This is a genomic window from Microbacterium amylolyticum (assembly GCF_011046975.1).
GTDB lineage: Bacteria > Actinomycetota > Actinomycetes > Actinomycetales > Microbacteriaceae > Microbacterium > Microbacterium amylolyticum.
The window spans coordinates 1,665,379-1,680,553 of the sequence record NZ_CP049253.1 but is presented as its reverse complement, the minus strand read 5'-3'; the positions used below and the strand labels follow the sequence as shown (position 1 = coordinate 1,680,553).

At 65.9% G+C, this 15,175-nt stretch carries 12 protein-coding genes and 1 pseudogene; 8 read left to right on the top strand and 5 right to left on the bottom strand.

Features of this window, described 5'->3' with window-relative positions; all coding sequences use genetic code 11:
• Positions 1-64 precede the first annotated feature (64 nt).
• Positions 65-1,492, bottom strand: a complete 1,428-nt coding sequence (locus G6N81_RS08290; RefSeq protein WP_165135497.1) for a CCA tRNA nucleotidyltransferase — start codon at positions 1,490-1,492, stop codon at positions 65-67.
• Between the two features lie 53 nt (positions 1,493-1,545).
• Here G6N81_RS08290 and G6N81_RS08285 point away from each other — a divergent pair, with 53 nt between their 5' ends.
• On the top strand, positions 1,546-2,601 hold the full coding sequence (locus tag G6N81_RS08285) for a zinc-dependent alcohol dehydrogenase family protein (RefSeq protein ID WP_165135494.1): 1,056 nt from the start codon (positions 1,546-1,548) through the stop codon (positions 2,599-2,601).
• Positions 2,602-2,620: 19 nt separating this feature from the next.
• On the opposite strand, the pseudogene G6N81_RS12740 reads toward G6N81_RS08285, so the two are convergent.
• Positions 2,621-2,749, bottom strand: a pseudogene (locus G6N81_RS12740) (organic hydroperoxide resistance protein); the annotation flags it as partial.
• A gap of 36 nt (positions 2,750-2,785) precedes the next feature.
• Between G6N81_RS12740 and G6N81_RS08275 the strand changes: the two are divergent.
• Positions 2,786-4,309 carry a DUF7059 domain-containing protein gene (locus G6N81_RS08275; protein WP_165135491.1) on the top strand — a complete coding sequence of 508 codons (1,524 nt, stop codon included), beginning with the start codon at positions 2,786-2,788 and terminating at the stop codon, positions 4,307-4,309.
• 26 nt (positions 4,310-4,335) lie between these two features.
• On the opposite strand, the gene galK is transcribed toward G6N81_RS08275, so the two are convergent.
• Together galK and galT are read right to left on the bottom strand one after the other, a co-directional pair.
• Complete coding sequence (galK, locus tag G6N81_RS08270; protein ID WP_165137859.1) at positions 4,336-5,493, bottom strand: galactokinase; 1,158 nt, start codon at positions 5,491-5,493, stop codon at positions 4,336-4,338.
• 41 nt (positions 5,494-5,534) lie between these two features.
• Complete coding sequence (gene galT, locus G6N81_RS08265) at positions 5,535-6,728, bottom strand: galactose-1-phosphate uridylyltransferase (protein WP_165135487.1); 1,194 nt, start codon at positions 6,726-6,728, stop codon at positions 5,535-5,537.
• A gap of 181 nt (positions 6,729-6,909) precedes the next feature.
• On the opposite strand from galT, the gene G6N81_RS08260 reads away from it, so the two are divergent.
• The 6 genes from G6N81_RS08260 to G6N81_RS08235 all read left to right on the top strand — a co-directional run bounded on the left by G6N81_RS08260 (position 6,910) and on the right by G6N81_RS08235 (position 12,990).
• Complete coding sequence (locus G6N81_RS08260) at positions 6,910-9,006, top strand: DUF6049 family protein (RefSeq protein ID WP_165135484.1); 2,097 nt, start codon at positions 6,910-6,912, stop codon at positions 9,004-9,006.
• A complete protein-coding gene (gene murJ, locus G6N81_RS08255) occupies positions 9,003-10,604 on the top strand; it encodes a murein biosynthesis integral membrane protein MurJ (protein WP_165135481.1) in 1,602 nt (533 codons plus the stop codon). Before G6N81_RS08260 ends, murJ begins: the two co-directional genes overlap by 4 nt.
• 157 nt (positions 10,605-10,761) lie before the next feature.
• Positions 10,762-11,118 carry a hypothetical protein gene (locus tag G6N81_RS08250; RefSeq protein WP_165135478.1) on the top strand — a complete coding sequence of 119 codons (357 nt, stop codon included), beginning with the start codon at positions 10,762-10,764 and terminating at the stop codon, positions 11,116-11,118.
• Positions 11,119-11,234: 116 nt separating this feature from the next.
• Positions 11,235-11,600, top strand: a complete 366-nt coding sequence (locus G6N81_RS08245) for an ArsR/SmtB family transcription factor (RefSeq protein ID WP_165135475.1) — start codon at positions 11,235-11,237, stop codon at positions 11,598-11,600.
• Positions 11,597-12,061: an SRPBCC family protein gene (locus G6N81_RS08240; RefSeq protein ID WP_165135472.1), complete on the top strand. Its 465-nt coding sequence runs from the start codon at positions 11,597-11,599 to the stop codon at positions 12,059-12,061. The genes G6N81_RS08245 and G6N81_RS08240 overlap by 4 nt, the downstream gene beginning before the upstream one ends.
• 515 nt (positions 12,062-12,576) lie before the next feature.
• Positions 12,577-12,990 carry a hypothetical protein gene (locus tag G6N81_RS08235; protein WP_165135469.1) on the top strand — a complete coding sequence of 138 codons (414 nt, stop codon included), beginning with the start codon at positions 12,577-12,579 and terminating at the stop codon, positions 12,988-12,990.
• A gap of 160 nt (positions 12,991-13,150) precedes the next feature.
• On the opposite strand, the gene G6N81_RS08230 is transcribed toward G6N81_RS08235, so the two are convergent.
• A complete protein-coding gene (locus G6N81_RS08230; protein ID WP_165135466.1) occupies positions 13,151-15,148 on the bottom strand; it encodes a beta-galactosidase in 1,998 nt (665 codons plus the stop codon).
• Positions 15,149-15,175 lie beyond the last annotated feature (27 nt).

Below are 15,175 nucleotides of genomic sequence, written 5' to 3'. Positions count from 1 at the left end.
AACGCTACAGGCGTTGCGCCCGCGAACGGGGACCACGGCCCGACATTCGGGGGTTACCCAGAGATCAGGACTGCTCCGCCCACCAGGCGCGCAGCCGCTTTTCGGCCTCGTCTTCGCCCAGCGGACCCTCGTCGAGTCGAAGCTCCAACAGGAACCGGTAGGCCTTGCCCACATCGGGTCCCGGCCGAATCCCCAGGATCTCCTGGATCCGATTGCCATCGATATCGGGGCGAATCGAATCGATCTCTTCCTGCTCGCGCAGAACAGCAATGCGCTGTTCGATATCGTCGTACGCCGCCGCCAACCGCCGAGCCTTACGAAGGTTGCGGGTGGTCACATCAGCGCGCGTGAGGATGTGCAGGCGATCCAGCTCGTCTCCGGCGTCTCGCACGTACCGGCGAACGGCCGAGTCGCTCCACGCGCCCTCCGCATAGCCGAAGAAGCGCAGGTGCAGTTCGATGAGCGTGGCAACGGAGGAGATCGTCGCCGAGTCGTACTTCAGCTTCTCCAGGCGCTTTTTCGCCATGCGCGAGCCGACGACGTCGTGGTGATGGAAGGTCACGGCGCCACCGGGTTCGAGCTTGCGGGTGCGCGGCTTTCCGATGTCGTGCAACAGCGCCGCGATGCGCAGGGCAACGTCCGGTTCCGCGCCGGGGTTGCGGGCCGTCTCCAGTTCGATCGCCTGCTGCAGAACCGTCAGCGAGTGCTCGTAAACGTCCTTGTGATGGTGGTGTTCGTCTACTTCCAGGCGCATCGCGCCCAGTTCGGGCAGGAACTCATCGGCAAGACCGGTGTCCACCATCACGCGAATTCCGCGCACCGGGTCGGTTTCGCGCAGCGTGCGCGAGAGCTCGGCCTGGATCCGCTCGGCGCTGATGATGCTGAGGGACCCGGTCAGGTCCTCGATCGCCTGGCGCGTGTTCTCTTCCACGTCGAACCCCAACTGCGCGGAAAACCGGGCGGCGCGGAGCATGCGGAGCGGGTCGTCGCCAAAGCTCATCCGAGGATCGATCGGCGTGCGCAGGGTTCCCGCGACGAGATCTTCGACCCCGCCTGTCGGATCAACCAGCGTCACGGCCGGCACGCGGAGCGCCATCGCGTTGACGGTGAAGTCGCGACGGGTCAGATCGCCCTCCAGGTCGTCTCCGAAGGCGACAACGGGCTTGCGCGTGGCCCCGTCGTAACTGTCGGCACGGTACGTGGTGATCTCGACCTGTTCGCCGCGGATGCGGGCACCGATCGTGCCGAAGGCACGCCCAATGTCCCACTGGGCGGAGGAGACGGGTGTGACGATCCGCAGGATGTCATCAGGGCGGGCGTCCGTGGTGAAGTCGAGATCGTGCGTGTGCCTGCCCAGCAACGCATCACGAACAGGTCCGCCGACGATAGCGAGATCGTGCCCCGCATCGGCAAAAGCCTGCGCGAGAGTGGAAACGACGGGGTGGTTCGCGAGGTCGCCGAGGCGTGCAAGACCGGCGGCCATGTTCAGCATGCTTTCCAGCGTAGTCGGGGCGCCCTGAAGGATTCCGCGGGTAGCGTCGAGGTATGCGTGCCACCCTCATCTACGGCGAGCGAGACATCCGCTCGGAGATCGTGCCCGACCCTTCCCTTTCCGGATCCGGACAGGACGCGATTGTTCGCGTCACCGCCGCCTGTGTGTGCGGATCGGATCTCTGGCCGTACCGCGGCGTGACGCAGCCGAACATGCCCAAGCGCATCGGCCACGAGTTCATCGGCGTCGTCGAAGAGGTTGCGGCCGGCGTGACCTCGGTTCGCGCCGGAGACTTCGTGATCGCGCCGTTCTACGACTGCTGTGGAACGTGCGCCAACTGCGTGGGCGGGTTCACCACGTCCTGCCTCGAGGTGGGCTGGTGGGGCGGATCCGACCACTGGGGCCACGACGTGGACGGCGCGCAGGGCGAGCTGGTGCGTGTTCCGCACGCCGACGGCACGCTGAAGGTTGTCGAGGGCGGACTTCCGTCGGCCGACATGATCCCCGACCTGCTCACGCTGAGCGATGTCTTCCTCACCGGCCACCATGCCGCGATCTCGGCGGGCGTGACGGCGGGTTCCACGGTTGCCGTTGTTGGTGACGGAGCGGTGGGCCTGTCCGCTGTTCTCGCGGCCCGACGCCTCGGCGCCGAACGCATCGTCGCCATGTCGCGTCACGCGTCACGGCAGGACGTTGCTCGCGCATTCGGAGCCACCGATATCGTCCCCGAGCGCGGGGATGAGGGCGTCGCGAAGCTCAAAGACATGTTCTCGGGCATCGGCCCCGACGCGGTGCTCGAATGCGTCGGAACAAAGGAGTCGATGGACCAGGCGCTTCGCGCTGCTCGCCCCGGCGGTCAGGTGGGCTTCGTCGGCGTTCCCAACGGCGGGCCAGAACTGCCGATGCGGACAATGTTCGGCACGAACGTCGGTGTTCGAGGCGGCATCGCCCCGGTGCGCAATTACATCGACGAGATCCTCCCCGAGGTACTTGCCGGTGATCTCCGCCCCGGACAGGTCTTCGACGCGCGCTTCGCCCTCGCGGATGCCGCCGCCGCCTACGCGGCAATGGAGGAGCGCCGGGCGATCAAGAGCCTGCTCACGACGTAGCCGTCACAGTGTCCTGTCCGAAGCCGCCGGCGTCGTTCTTCCCGATGCGAACGCGTGCGCCAACGGAGGAGTCGTCGATCGCCACCTTCTGTGTGCGGGCAACCGCCTGCAGCGCGGAGTGGAAGCACGCCGCATAACCTGCCGCGAACTGAGGAACCTCCTGTGAACGCGGGACAATGGGGGAGTGCTCACCCCGGATCCCGCTCTGTGCCAGGCCCTTTCGTCCGATCTCAACGCCGCCGATTTCCGCTCGGCGCCGCTGCGCGCCGCGTGGGGTGTTGAGGCCGATGACGCGATCGCACGATCGCTGCGCACGCCCGCGTTGCGTCGCCTGGGCGAACGAACAGACCCGCAGGCCGTTCTGGCCCGGCTACTGATCTTCGGTGTGGCGCAGGCATCGGACGCCGTTGCGGCAGCGCTTCCGTCGCTGGGCGTGAGCGGTCTGATCAGCCTGGGGCTGGCGCGGCTCGATGCTGATGACGTGGTTCCGTGTGCCACGGTCCGGCCCCGACCATTCCACGACGATCGCGGACCAGGTGAATGGTGGATCGCCGCGGATCTCGACGAGCTCGCGCTCGGCGGTGGCGCTCTTGCCGAGGATCACGTTCTCGGCGTTGGCGGCGCCTCTCTGACCCTGGCGGGGCTGCAACTTCCCACGGCAGCAGGCCGGGTTCTGGACCTCGGGACGGGCTGCGGAATCCAGGCGCTGCGCGCGGGCCGCTATGCGGAGAGTGTGGTCGCCACCGACATCTCCGAACGTGCGCTGGCGTTTACGCGCCTCAACGCCCTCCTGAACGGCACGACGGCGATCGACGTGCGTCATGGCTCGCTCTTCGAGCCGGTCTCCGGTGAGCAGTTCGACCGCATCGTCTCCAACCCTCCTTTCGTCATCACACCGCGCGCCAGCGGCGTCCCGGAGTACGAGTATCGCGACGGCGGCCTCGTGGGCGATGCTCTCGTGCAGGCCGTCGTCGCGGGCGCCGGAGCGCATCTGACCCCCGGTGGCACGGCGCAGTTCCTGGGCAACTGGGAGACGAAGGACGGCGTCTCCGGGCTCGATCGCTTCCGCAGATGGGTGGAGGAGTCGCCCGTTGCCCTTGATGCGTGGGTGGTGGAGCGCGAAAGCCTCAGCCCGACCGCCTACGCGGAGATGTGGATTCGGGACGGCGGCACGGTGCCGGGGTCGGCGAAACATGACGCGCTACTCGGCGCGTGGCTCGACGATTTCGCGGCGCGGGGCGTGACCGAGATCGGATTCGGATACGTGCTCCTTCGACGCGCACAGGCTGAACCGACCCTCGCGCGCTACGAGCGTCTTTCACAACCGATTCCCGCGGAGAACGGGCTGGGAGCTCACCTTGCGCTCGCCCTCGCGGCGCACGACGCACACACCGCCCTCACGGACGATCAGCTCCGCGCGGTCACGCTTCGAACGGCGCCGGATGTCACCGAAGCCCGGCACTACACACCGGGCGCCGAGGACCCCACCGTCATCGAGCTACGTCAGGGAGGCGGTTTCGGTCGCAGCCTGCAGACCGACCCCGCCGTCGCGGGCCTCGTGGGTGCCAGCGACGGCGATCTAACGGTGGGTCAGATCCTTGAAGCGCTCGCCGAGATCCTCGACGTCGACCACGACGCTCTGCAGGACGCCACACTCCCGGCCGTGCGATCGCTCATCACCGACGGCTTTCTCACCATCGCCGAATAGGGAGCGTCGCTTTCGCCGGGACGGGGCTACCGGTCGCGAAGCAGGCCGTGCGAGGCCGTGACGGTGAACTGGCGAGGAGCGCGGAAGCCCTGACGTTCAAAGGCATCAGCGATCGTCGTCTTCGTCTGGGCAAGCTGATCGCGTTCGACGATCGCGATGGCGGAGCCGCCGAAGCCGCCTCCCGTCATCCGCGCACCGATGGCTCCCGCGTCAAGCGCGGCGGTCACGGCGGTGTCGAGTTCGGGAACCGAGATCTCGAAGTCGTCGCGCATCGACACATGGGACTGCACCAGCAATCCGCCGATCGCGCGTGGCCCTTCGGCACGCAGCGTGTCCACGGTGTCGAGCACCCGCTGGTTCTCGGTAACGATGTGCCGCACGCGGCGGAAGGTCACATCGTCCAGCGTCTCCGCCGCACGGTCGAGGTCATCCATGCGGACGTCACGAAGCGAGACCACACCCAGTTCGCGCGCGCCCTTATCGCAGGACGCGCGGCGTTCGCCATAGCCGCCGGTGGAGTGCGCATGGGTGACACGCGTGTCGATCACGAGCACCTCAAGGCCCTCGCGTGCGAAGCCCAGATCAACCGTGCTCGTTTCGAGCGTGCGGCAGTCGAGGAACGTGGCGGAGTCTGTTTCGCCCATGAAGGACGACACCTGATCCATGATTCCCGTCGGCGCGCCAACGGCGATGTTCTCGGCCGTGCGTCCCACCTTGGCCATGTCGAGCGGCGTCAGGCCGATCTGCCACATCCAGTCGATCGCGGCGAGAGCAGCGCCCTCGAGCGCCGCGGAAGACGACAGCCCGGCGCCAACGGGAACATCAGACGCAATCGCAATATCAACGCCGAACGCGCGGTTTGCCGCGCGCTCATGCGCTTCGATCGCGGCCCACGCAACGCCCAGTGGGTATGCGGCCCATTCGGGAACGGCACCGGAGGTCACGGCATCGCCGGGCGCTCCGCTAAAGAGCGCCCGCAGCTCGACAAGCGCAACCTCAACGGGAGTCGGGTCGAACGTCGACGTCACGCGAATGACCCCGTCGCTTCGCCGTCCGATCGCTGCGTAGGTGCGGTTCTGAACGGCAAACGGCAAAACGAAGCCCTCGTTGTAGTCGGTGTGCTCACCGATGAGGTTCGCGCGGCCGGGTGCCGACCACACGGCCTCGGGCTCGGCGCCCGTCATCGTCGTGAACAGCTCTGCAGCCTCCACGAGCGACGCGCCCGTCACGCGATCTCCCCGACGCTCTGAATAGCGGCGCGCAACCGTTCGGCGCCGGCCTCCGGAGGGATCTCGGCGGTCCAGGCCCCCATCGCCGCCTCGGAACCAGCGAGGAACTTCAGCTTGTCGGCTGCTCGGCGGGGGGAAGTGAGCTGCAGGTGCATACGGACACTCTCTCGCCCCACGCTTACCGGCGCCTGGTGCCACGCCGCGATGTAGGGCGTGGGGGTGTCATAGAGGGCATCAACGCCGCGCAGAAGCTGCAAGTACACCCGCGCCAGTTCGTCTTTTTCTTCGTCCGTGAGTTCCGTGAAGTCGGCCGCGTGACGCTTGGGCACAAGGTGCGCCTCCACGGGCCAGCGCGCCGCGAAGGGCACGTAGGCAAGCCAGTGCTCGGCATCGATCAGAACGCGGGGGCCGGCCTGCTCGAACTCGACAATGCGCTCGAACAGATCCTCACCTTCACGCTCAATCTGTCGAAGCAGCGATGTGGTGCGCGGCGTGACATAGGGGTAGGAGTAGATCTGCCCGTGTGGGTGGTGCAGGGTGACACCGATCTGCTCGCCGCGGTTTTCGAATGGAAACACCTGCTCGACGCCAGGGAGGGCGCTGAGCGCGGCCGTGCGATCCGACCACGCTTCGATCACCGTGCGAGCGCGCTGCGCGCTCTGTGTTCCGAACGATCCCGTGCGCTCAGGGCTGAAGCACACGACCTCACAGCGCCCGATCGCCGTGCGCGTGCGACCAAGTCCCGGCTGCTCAACGTCGTGAGGGCCTTCAGGTGCGTTGTCCGCCCGAGGCACGCCGCCGATGGCCTCTGCCAGGGCCGGGCCGAGCGAGGGGGAGCGGTTCTCGAACACGGCCACGTCATAGAGGCTGGGGACCTCTGACGGGTTCGTGTCGGTTTGCGGTGCCAGCGGATCGAACTCCGCTGGCGGCAACATCACGCGGTTCTGGCGGTTGGCCGCAATCGTGATCCACTCGCCCGTCAGCACGTCGCGGCGCATATCGGCCGTTTCCGGACGCGGGGCAAGGTCGCGCTGATCGAGACGCCGCTCCGCAGGAAGGGTGGTTCCGGCGTCGTCGTAGTAGATCAGGTCACGACCATCAGCAAGGGTCGTGTCGCGTCTGACGATGCCCCCGCTGAGCGCGGTGATCGTGGGGTCTTCCGCCTGCCGCGACGGTGCTTCTGCGGGCATGTCCGAACTCCAGTGAAAGGAAGGGGGCAACACGCCGATCCTATCGAGCACGCAGACCGTCTCGTCCCATTGCGGCACGGCTCACACGATCGTTATGAGGTCGATCCGTAGAATCGTCACGGCCGCTCATGTGGCCGCCCTTTCTATGAATGACACGACGAGCTTGCTGCCACGAGGCAGAGTGCTCCTCGCCGCGATGGCGATGGGAGCTGTTCTGGCGTGCGGCGGGACGGCGAGCGCCATCGCCGCTCCGCTTCCCGCGACGGTCGCGAGCCTCGACGAGGAGCCCGCTCCCGACGCCGACATCGCCGACCGTCCGGCGCTGCGCATCACGCCCACGTCCCGCGGCGTGGCGGCAGACGGAAGCCTCTCCGTCACCCTCGACATCGCGAATGCGACCACAGAGGAATTCGCCGCGGACGACGTCACTCTCGCCATCGGCGCTCCGATCACGCGTCGAGGCGACGTGGCCGCGTGGCTTTCCGGCAACGATTCGCCGTCGATGACGGAGCTGGCCACGGTTCCTGTCGATGATGTCGAGGCGAACACGGCCGTCACGCTGAACTCTGCCCTCAATCTCGAAGACATTCCGTTCGGGGTATATCCACTGCGCGCTCAGTACGAGACGGGATCAGGCGCCGTCGAAGCGCGCACGATTCTGATCGTGCCCGACGAGAGTCAGCCCGCCGTCACGCTCATCGTTCCGATCACCGGACCCGTCGACACCGTCGGCCTGTACGCACCGAACACGCTGGCGACGCTCACCGGTGCGGACGGCCTGCTCACGGCCCAGCTCGATGCCGTCGAGGGCACATCCGCCGTGCTCGCGATCGATCCGGCGATTCCGGCGGCAATTCGCGTTTTGGGTGACGCGGCGCCGGCTTCCGCCGCCCTGTGGCTTGATCGCCTGATGGAACTGCCGAACGAGCGTTTCGCTTTGCAATTCGCTGACGCCGATGTGTCGTCACAGATGAGGGCAGGCCTCGAAGAACCCCTCACACCCGTCAACCTCGATACATACCTTGTGGGGAATGCGTCTGCTGATGGTGCGGGCGTTCCCGAGGACGCCCCGTCGCTCGACGAGCTCCTGGCCATTTCCGACCGTGAGACGCCACAGCTGTTCTGGCCGACCCCGGGGTCGGTCGATGAATCTGTCGTGACGTCGCTCACCGACGATTCCGATGCGCGCGTTCTCGTTCCGGCGTCGCACACAGCGTCGGGGAACACGGCGATTGGCGACGACACGATCGCCTACGACGACGCGCTCGCGACGCTCCTGCTCGACGCGGCAGACGAAGACACCGTTGCCGCACGCGACGACAAACTCCTCCGGGCCACGGCGGAGATGTGGATTGCATCGAACGCGTCCGAGCAGCCGCTGCTCATCGCCCTCGACCGCCTGGGCTCCGATTCCCTCACAACCGATGACGAGGGCGACACGGTGGCCGTGACAACGCCTCAGGTAACGGCGGATGGCCTGCGCGACGCTGTACGCGCCGTTGCGGGGCGCACCGATAGCGCCTCCGAGGATCTCACGGCACTTCTCTCGGCTGACACACAAGAGGTCGCGCTCACCGATGCCGTAGCGAACGACACGTTCATCGGCGCCGTCAATACCTTCGTGGCCGACGAGCCGGCGATCGCCCACACGGCGTCAGCCCTCGTTCACCCGGCGCAGTTGATCGGACAGGTGCGCGCCGAAATGCTCCGCGTCCTCTCGGTGTCCTGGGCGACCAACCCCGATGGCGCTGAAGCACGCGCGGAGTCATTTGCGGTTCTGACGGATCAACGCGCACATGCGATCGACATTCAGCAGCCGCAACCGGTCCAGCTCCTCAGCCCTGAGGCACCGATGCCTGTCTGGATCCGAAACGATCTGGCGTATCCGGCGCGCGTTGTGATCACCGCCATCCCCGATGATCCGCGCCTGAGCATTGAGCGCCGCACCGAGGTCACGGCGCAACCGCAGTCGACAACGCGCGTGACGATTCCCATCGAGGCGCGTGTGGGTAGTGGTCAGGTCGTCGTTCACTACAGCCTCACGTCCCTGTCTGGTGAGCAGATCGGCCCCGCCCGCGACATGGATGTCACCGTCCGCGCCGACTGGGAGCGAATCGGCATCGCCCTGTTCGCCGTCTTGGTTCTGTCACTTCTCGGCTTCGGGGCGTACCGTCAGGTCCGCCGCCGGCGCCGCGATCGCGCTGAGCGGGACGAACAAGCACGACAGGAACCGCGTAACGAGGCGCATTCCGAACAGGGAATGAAGGAATCTGAATGAGCCTCGGACGCTCCAGCGCTGTTATCGCAGCGGGCACGTTTGCCTCGCGGATCACGGGGCTGTTGCGCTCCATGGTGCTGATCACGGCCATCGGTGGTGCCGGTCTCAGCGCTGACGCTTTTGCGATCGCCAATCAGGTGCCGAACTACGTCTTCCAAGTGATCTCGACGGGCGTTCTCACGGCCGTCTTCGTGCCGCAGATCGTCAAGTGGTCACAGCTCGAAGACGGCGGGAAGCGGATGCTGTCCAAGCTGTTCACGCTGGGGACGCTCATCCTCCTGGTGGTCACCGTGGTGGCGACGTTGGCCGCGCCCCTTCTCATCTCGGCGTTCTCCGACTTCGACACGAACGAGCAGTATTCACTTGCCGTCGCGTTCGCGTACTGGTGCATCCCTCAGGTGTTCTTCTACGGGGTGTTCGCGCTCGTCGGCGAAACGCTCAACGCCCGCCGCATTTTCGCCCCGTACGCGTGGGCACCGATCGTGAACAACCTTGTCTCGATCGCCGGATTCAGCACGTTCATCTGGCTCTTCGGCGGCGGGCGCCGTCCCATCGAAGAGTTCGACACCACGATGATCGTTCTTCTCGGCGGCACAGCAACGCTGGGCATCGTCGCGCAATCGGTGACGCTGCTGCTGTTTTGGCGTAAAACGGGCCTGAAGCTGCGCGCGGACTTTGTGTGGCGCGGAATGGGCCTCGGCCAGATCCAGCGCATCGCCTCCTGGAGCATCGGCATGCTGCTGCTTGGCCTGCTCGTTGCCGCCGTTCAGCAGCAGGTGATCTCCACGGCGTCGACCGATGAAGCCGTCAACGCATCGTCCAACATCTGGTTCAACGCCTGGCTCGTGTTCATGCTCCCGTACTCACTCATCGTGATGAGCATCGGCACCCCGTACTTCACGCGCCTCAGCGAGCATGCGCACGCCGGCCGCGACACCGAGGTGAAACGGGACATCAGCGCGGCGATCAAAACGCTCGGACTACTCGTTGTTTTTGCGGCGGTGACGCTCGCCGCTGCGGCCGTTCCGGCCGCCCGCCTGTTCTCGAACGATATGGCGGAGGCGTCGGCCACCGCGCCGGTTCTGGTCGGATTTCTCGTCGGGCTCGTTCCGCTGGCCGTGTTGTTCATCGTTCAGCGGTCGTTCTACGCCTACGGAGACACCCGCACGCCGTTCTTCTTCACCCTGTTCCAGGCGATTCTCACGGCGTCGGGCGCACTGCTCGCACGCTCCTTCTTTACCGCTGGTGACCTGACGCTCGGCGTTGCGCTGATCCAGTCCTTCGCAAGCACCGCACAGGTTCTCGTGGCGATCTGGTTGCTGCGCCGCAAACTGGGCCCGCTCCACATCGGCGGGGCGCTCTGGGCCATCATCCGCTTCACCTTCGCGGCCATCCCCACGGGCCTGGTCGGCATCTCCGTCTACCTGCTCTTTGGCGGGCCGGACAGCTGGATGGTCCAGAACAAGCTCTTCGCCGCCGCCGGTTGCGCCGTCATCGGCTCAATCTGCGCCCTCGTCTACGGCGGCCTCCTCGCCGCCTTCCGTACGCCCGAGTTGACCGCGATCGTGACACTGATCCGCGGGAAGCTCGGGCGGTAGAGCCTACGGAATCCGTTCGGCGGAGACCCTTCCCGTACCGGGCTCAGTATGGGAAGGTCTGGAACGTGTGCACCCACATCGCGGGCATCCCGACTCTTCACGTGAGGCTCTCATGCTGAGGCAAGGACAACGGACGCGGCGATCAACGCTGCCCCTCATGGCAGTTCTGGTGCTCTCGGCCTGCGCGAGCGCCGAGGTTCCTCCGGGCATCGCTGTGCTCGAAACATCGGGAGCGGAAGTCGGTGTCGGGCACGCTGCATCATTGGACGGCACACTCGTTCGTGAAAATGGATGTGTGTACGTGGTTGACGACTTTCAGGAGAAATGGATTCCCCTTTTCTCCGCGGGCGCGGTGTCGGAACGCGATGGAATGATCATCTACGGAGCGATGCGCTTGACGTTCGGGGAGGACGTCAGTCTTCCCGGCGGTGAGAGCATTGGCGGCGTCGAGGACGCGCTCATTCCGGACGTCTGTGACGCGGATACAGAGCAGTGGGTTCTGCCCGCACAGTGACGGGGACGCGCGAGGGGTGATGCGGCGTCACGACGCCTGTCCCGATGATCGCCCCTTGACAGCACGTGATCCGCGCGCTCATACTTAAGCAACTCACTAATTAAGGAGTTGTCGAAATGCGCGCAACGGATCGCCTGAGCCTCGTGTTCGCCGCTCTCGCCGATCCCACCCGCCGGGAGATTCTGTCTCGGCTGTCCCGCGGTACCGCCACCGTCGGCGAGGTCGCGGTGGATTTCGTGATGAGCGCACCCGCAATCTCACAGCACCTCAAGGTGCTCGAGGGGGCGGGCCTCATCACCCGCACGGCGCGGGCGCAGTGGCGGACGCTCTCACTCCAAGCTGAGCCCCTCGATGAGGCAAACGCATGGGTGGAGGAGCAGCGTCGCGCCTGGAATCTGCGCCTCGACGCACTGGACGATCACCTCGCCGCGAAGAAGAAGAGCATCTCGGAAGACCATGATTCTCAGGAGGCAGAACGATGAGTGCAACGCTGGATAAGACTCCGGAATTCTCCATCACCCGCACGTTCGACGCCCCGCGTGAGCTCGTCTGGCGCGCATGGACGGACGAATCGGAGCGCGCGCAGTGGCTGCGCCCCTTCGGCGTCAGCGCCGAAACGGTGTCGTTCGACGCCCGCGTTGGCGGCCGCTACGCGTACACGATGACCAACGATCAGACCGGCGCGACAATCCCCACGGGCGGAGTTCTGCTGGAAATCGAGCCGGTCGAACGCCTCGTTTTCACATGGGGCGATCCAGACACCCCTCCCAACGATGCCTCGGTGATCACCATCACCCTGACGGCGCTGTCGGCCGATCGCACGGAGCTCGTGATGCACGTGCGCGGTTTCGAGGGGAAACCGGGAGACGGTTTCGTCTACGACGGCTGGGCCACAGCGCTCACGAACTTCGGTCGGCACCTGGCCGGGGAGGCTCTGGACTGAGGTTTCACGACGCGGTCCTCGGCGCGGACGAGCGCCACGTGGGGGCCAGAACGAATCCCCGCCCCCACGTGGCGGAGATTGTTGCCCGGCGCGGCGTCGAGCAACAGGGTAACGAGGCTGGCGCGGGAGGCTGGGCGAAAATAGTGGCCGCTCCTGCGGCAGGTGAATCCGACGGGCGGGCATGGTTCGGGATGTCGCAATACAGCTCTTCACTATGGGCTGTGTGGACCAGTTGGTCTGACTCCTTGATCGCAGAGATGAGTGATGCCGTCCTGTTTCGAACATCACCGGAAAGAAGATCAACAAGAAGCGAGGGCAACTAGGAATGAGTCAGTCACTAGTTGACTCGGGTGCCGGTTGGCGTACCGTCCAGAAGCGTCGGGGCGTCGCTATTCCGCTCGTGGCGGCCTCAGGGCCGGCCGGTGCTGCCATCGCGCTCACGGCATACGCGCTCGGCGTAAACGGCTTCCTGTACTGGGTCGGGACGAGGTGCCCGTAGATAGGGTGGTGGCACGATGACGAACAAAGCCCAAGCACGCACCCAGCGGTATGTTCTCAACGCGGTGATCGCGGTTCTTGGCACTGTGACCATTGGAGGTGCCCTCTTCTTCGCTGCGGTTGATCGTCCGCTACTGACCGCCGCTATCGGGGTTGTGGGCGCTGTTCCGCTCGTAGCACTCGCTTTCGCCGTCGGTCGAGTCGACCCTCCGGCGGACGAACGCGATCGTCTCAGTCGGCAAACAAGGACAGCAGTCGCCATCACGATCATCGGAACGGTCATGACGGCGACCGGCATACCGCTGTTATGGACCACGTACACCACGCTGGCGACGATCCTGCTGTTCACCGGCCCCGGATTCGCTGTTGGAGGGCTTATGGCCCGCGCGACGCTCCGGCACGGTGGCCCTCCCCGCGAGCAGCACCCGTAAAGCCGACGCGCACACTCACGCCGACCTCTCCCGGCAATCACCTCAACGCGAAGAAGAATGATGAGTGAAAATACGAAGCCTCGACCCCGTCGCGAACGACTTGGTCTGGCGTGGGGGCCGGAACGCATCCCGGCCCTCACGTAGCGCTCTCTCGCCTGCTCTACCGCGCGAGAACAGCCACTCCGCGCGGCGGAAGCGTCTCGGTGCCAACGAGGTACTCGCCCGTAAGACCGGCGAGCGAGAGCTCGTCATCGGTGCGGTTGATGAGGAAGTCGTATCGACGATCTCCCTCACGCGTCACCAGCTCGACGCGGCCGCGCAGTGCCTGTGGCAGCTCCGATTCGACACCGGCGCGCGGGAGAAGGACGGGCAGAAGCGCCTCGACGCCGTCCATGCCCAGGCGCGTCGATACATACGTCGCCGAACCCGTTCCCACCGGACGTCGCGTGACGGCGGGTCCCCCAGCGATCTCGTCGCCGTCGACGTAGGTCACAAGCACCTCGACCTCGTCTGCTGTCACCTCGACCGGCTCGCTCCAGAGGTCGCCGCTCTGGCCGTTCGACAACGCCACCGTCTCGCCGTCCCACAGGGGCCGGAACTCTTCAACGCGCACACCCAGCAGATCGCGGAATGCACCGGGGTACCCGCCGAGGTACGGGTGATCGTTCTCGTCCACGATGCCCGAGAAGTACGTCGTGACCAGATGCCCGCCGCCCTCGACGTAGGCCGTGAGGCGGTCCCGGGTCTCACCGGAAACGCTGTACAGAACGGGAGCGATCACCAACCGGTACTCCGAGACGTCCTGTGCGACGGGGACCACATCGGCGCGAATGCCCGCATTCACGAGCGCCTTCCACCAGTTCAGTGCTTCGCGACGGTAGCGCAGGCGGTCGGTCGGGTGCGAGTCCAGCTCGGCGCCCCACCACGATTCCCAGTCGAAGAGGATGGCAACGTCGGCCTTCCCTCGATCGGCGCCCGCCACCTCGTCCAGCTGACGCAGGATGCCGCCGAGTGCCACAACGTCGCGGTAGACCCTGGTGTTCTCGCCGCCGTGCGGCACCATCGCCGAGTGGAACTTTTCCGCGCCGGCAGCTGACTGCCGCCACTGGAAATAGCACACGGCGTCGGCACCGTGGGCGACGTGCGTGAGCGAATCGCGGATGAGCTCTCCCGGACGCTTTGGCCGGTTGATTGGTTGCCAGTTCACGGCGCTGGTGGAGTGCTCCATGAGGAACCACGGCTTGCGGCGCGCGATTCCGCCCATGAGCGACGCGGAGAACGCCAGCTCGTCCAAATCCTCTGTGACGTAGTGATCGTTCGAGACGAAGTCGATTTCGAGGCCCATCTTCGCGTAGTCCGCGTGACGGGTATCGCCGACGACCATGAAGTTCGTGGTGACGGGAACATCGGGCGAGATCCGGTTCAGGATGTCGCGCTCGTCCGTCAAGTAGTCGATCAGCGCATCGGACGAGAACCGTGCGAAGTCGAGCTGCTGCGTGGGGTTGGGGAAGGTGGCCGCCGTGCGCGGGGGCAGGATCTCGTCGAACGAGCCATACCGCTGCGACCAGAACGCGGTTCCCCACGCGTGGTTGAGCGCTTCGATCGACCCGTATCGGGTCTGCAGCCAGCCGCGGAAAGCGACGGCCGCATCGTCCGAATAGTCGTAAGCGTTGTGGCAGCCGAGCTCGTTGTTCACGTGCCACGCAACGACGCCGGGGTGGTCGCCATAGCGCTCCGCCAGGCGCGTCACCAGTTCCAGCGCGTACTCCCGGAACACGGGAGAGGTGGGTCGCCAGTGCTGGCGCCCGCCCTGCGTCAGCGTCACACCGTCGGCCGTCACGGGCAACACCTCGGGGTGCTTCATCGTCAGCCACGGCGGCGGCGATGCTGTGGCAGTAGCCAAATCAACACCGATGCCGTTGGCATGCATCAGATCGATCACATCGTCGAGCCACGCGAAGTCCCACTGACCGTCCGCCGGCTGGATCTTCGCCCAGGAGAAAATCGCCACCGAGACAACGTCAACGCCGGCCTTCTTCATCAGCCGAACGTCGTCATCCCAGACCTCCCGCGGCCACTGGTCGGGGTTGTAATCGGCGCCGTACGAGATGCGGCGGGGCGTTCCTTCTGGCGTCCGGAGCCAGCGGTGCTGCGTCATGAAAGTCCTTTGTGTGTCCAGGGGACG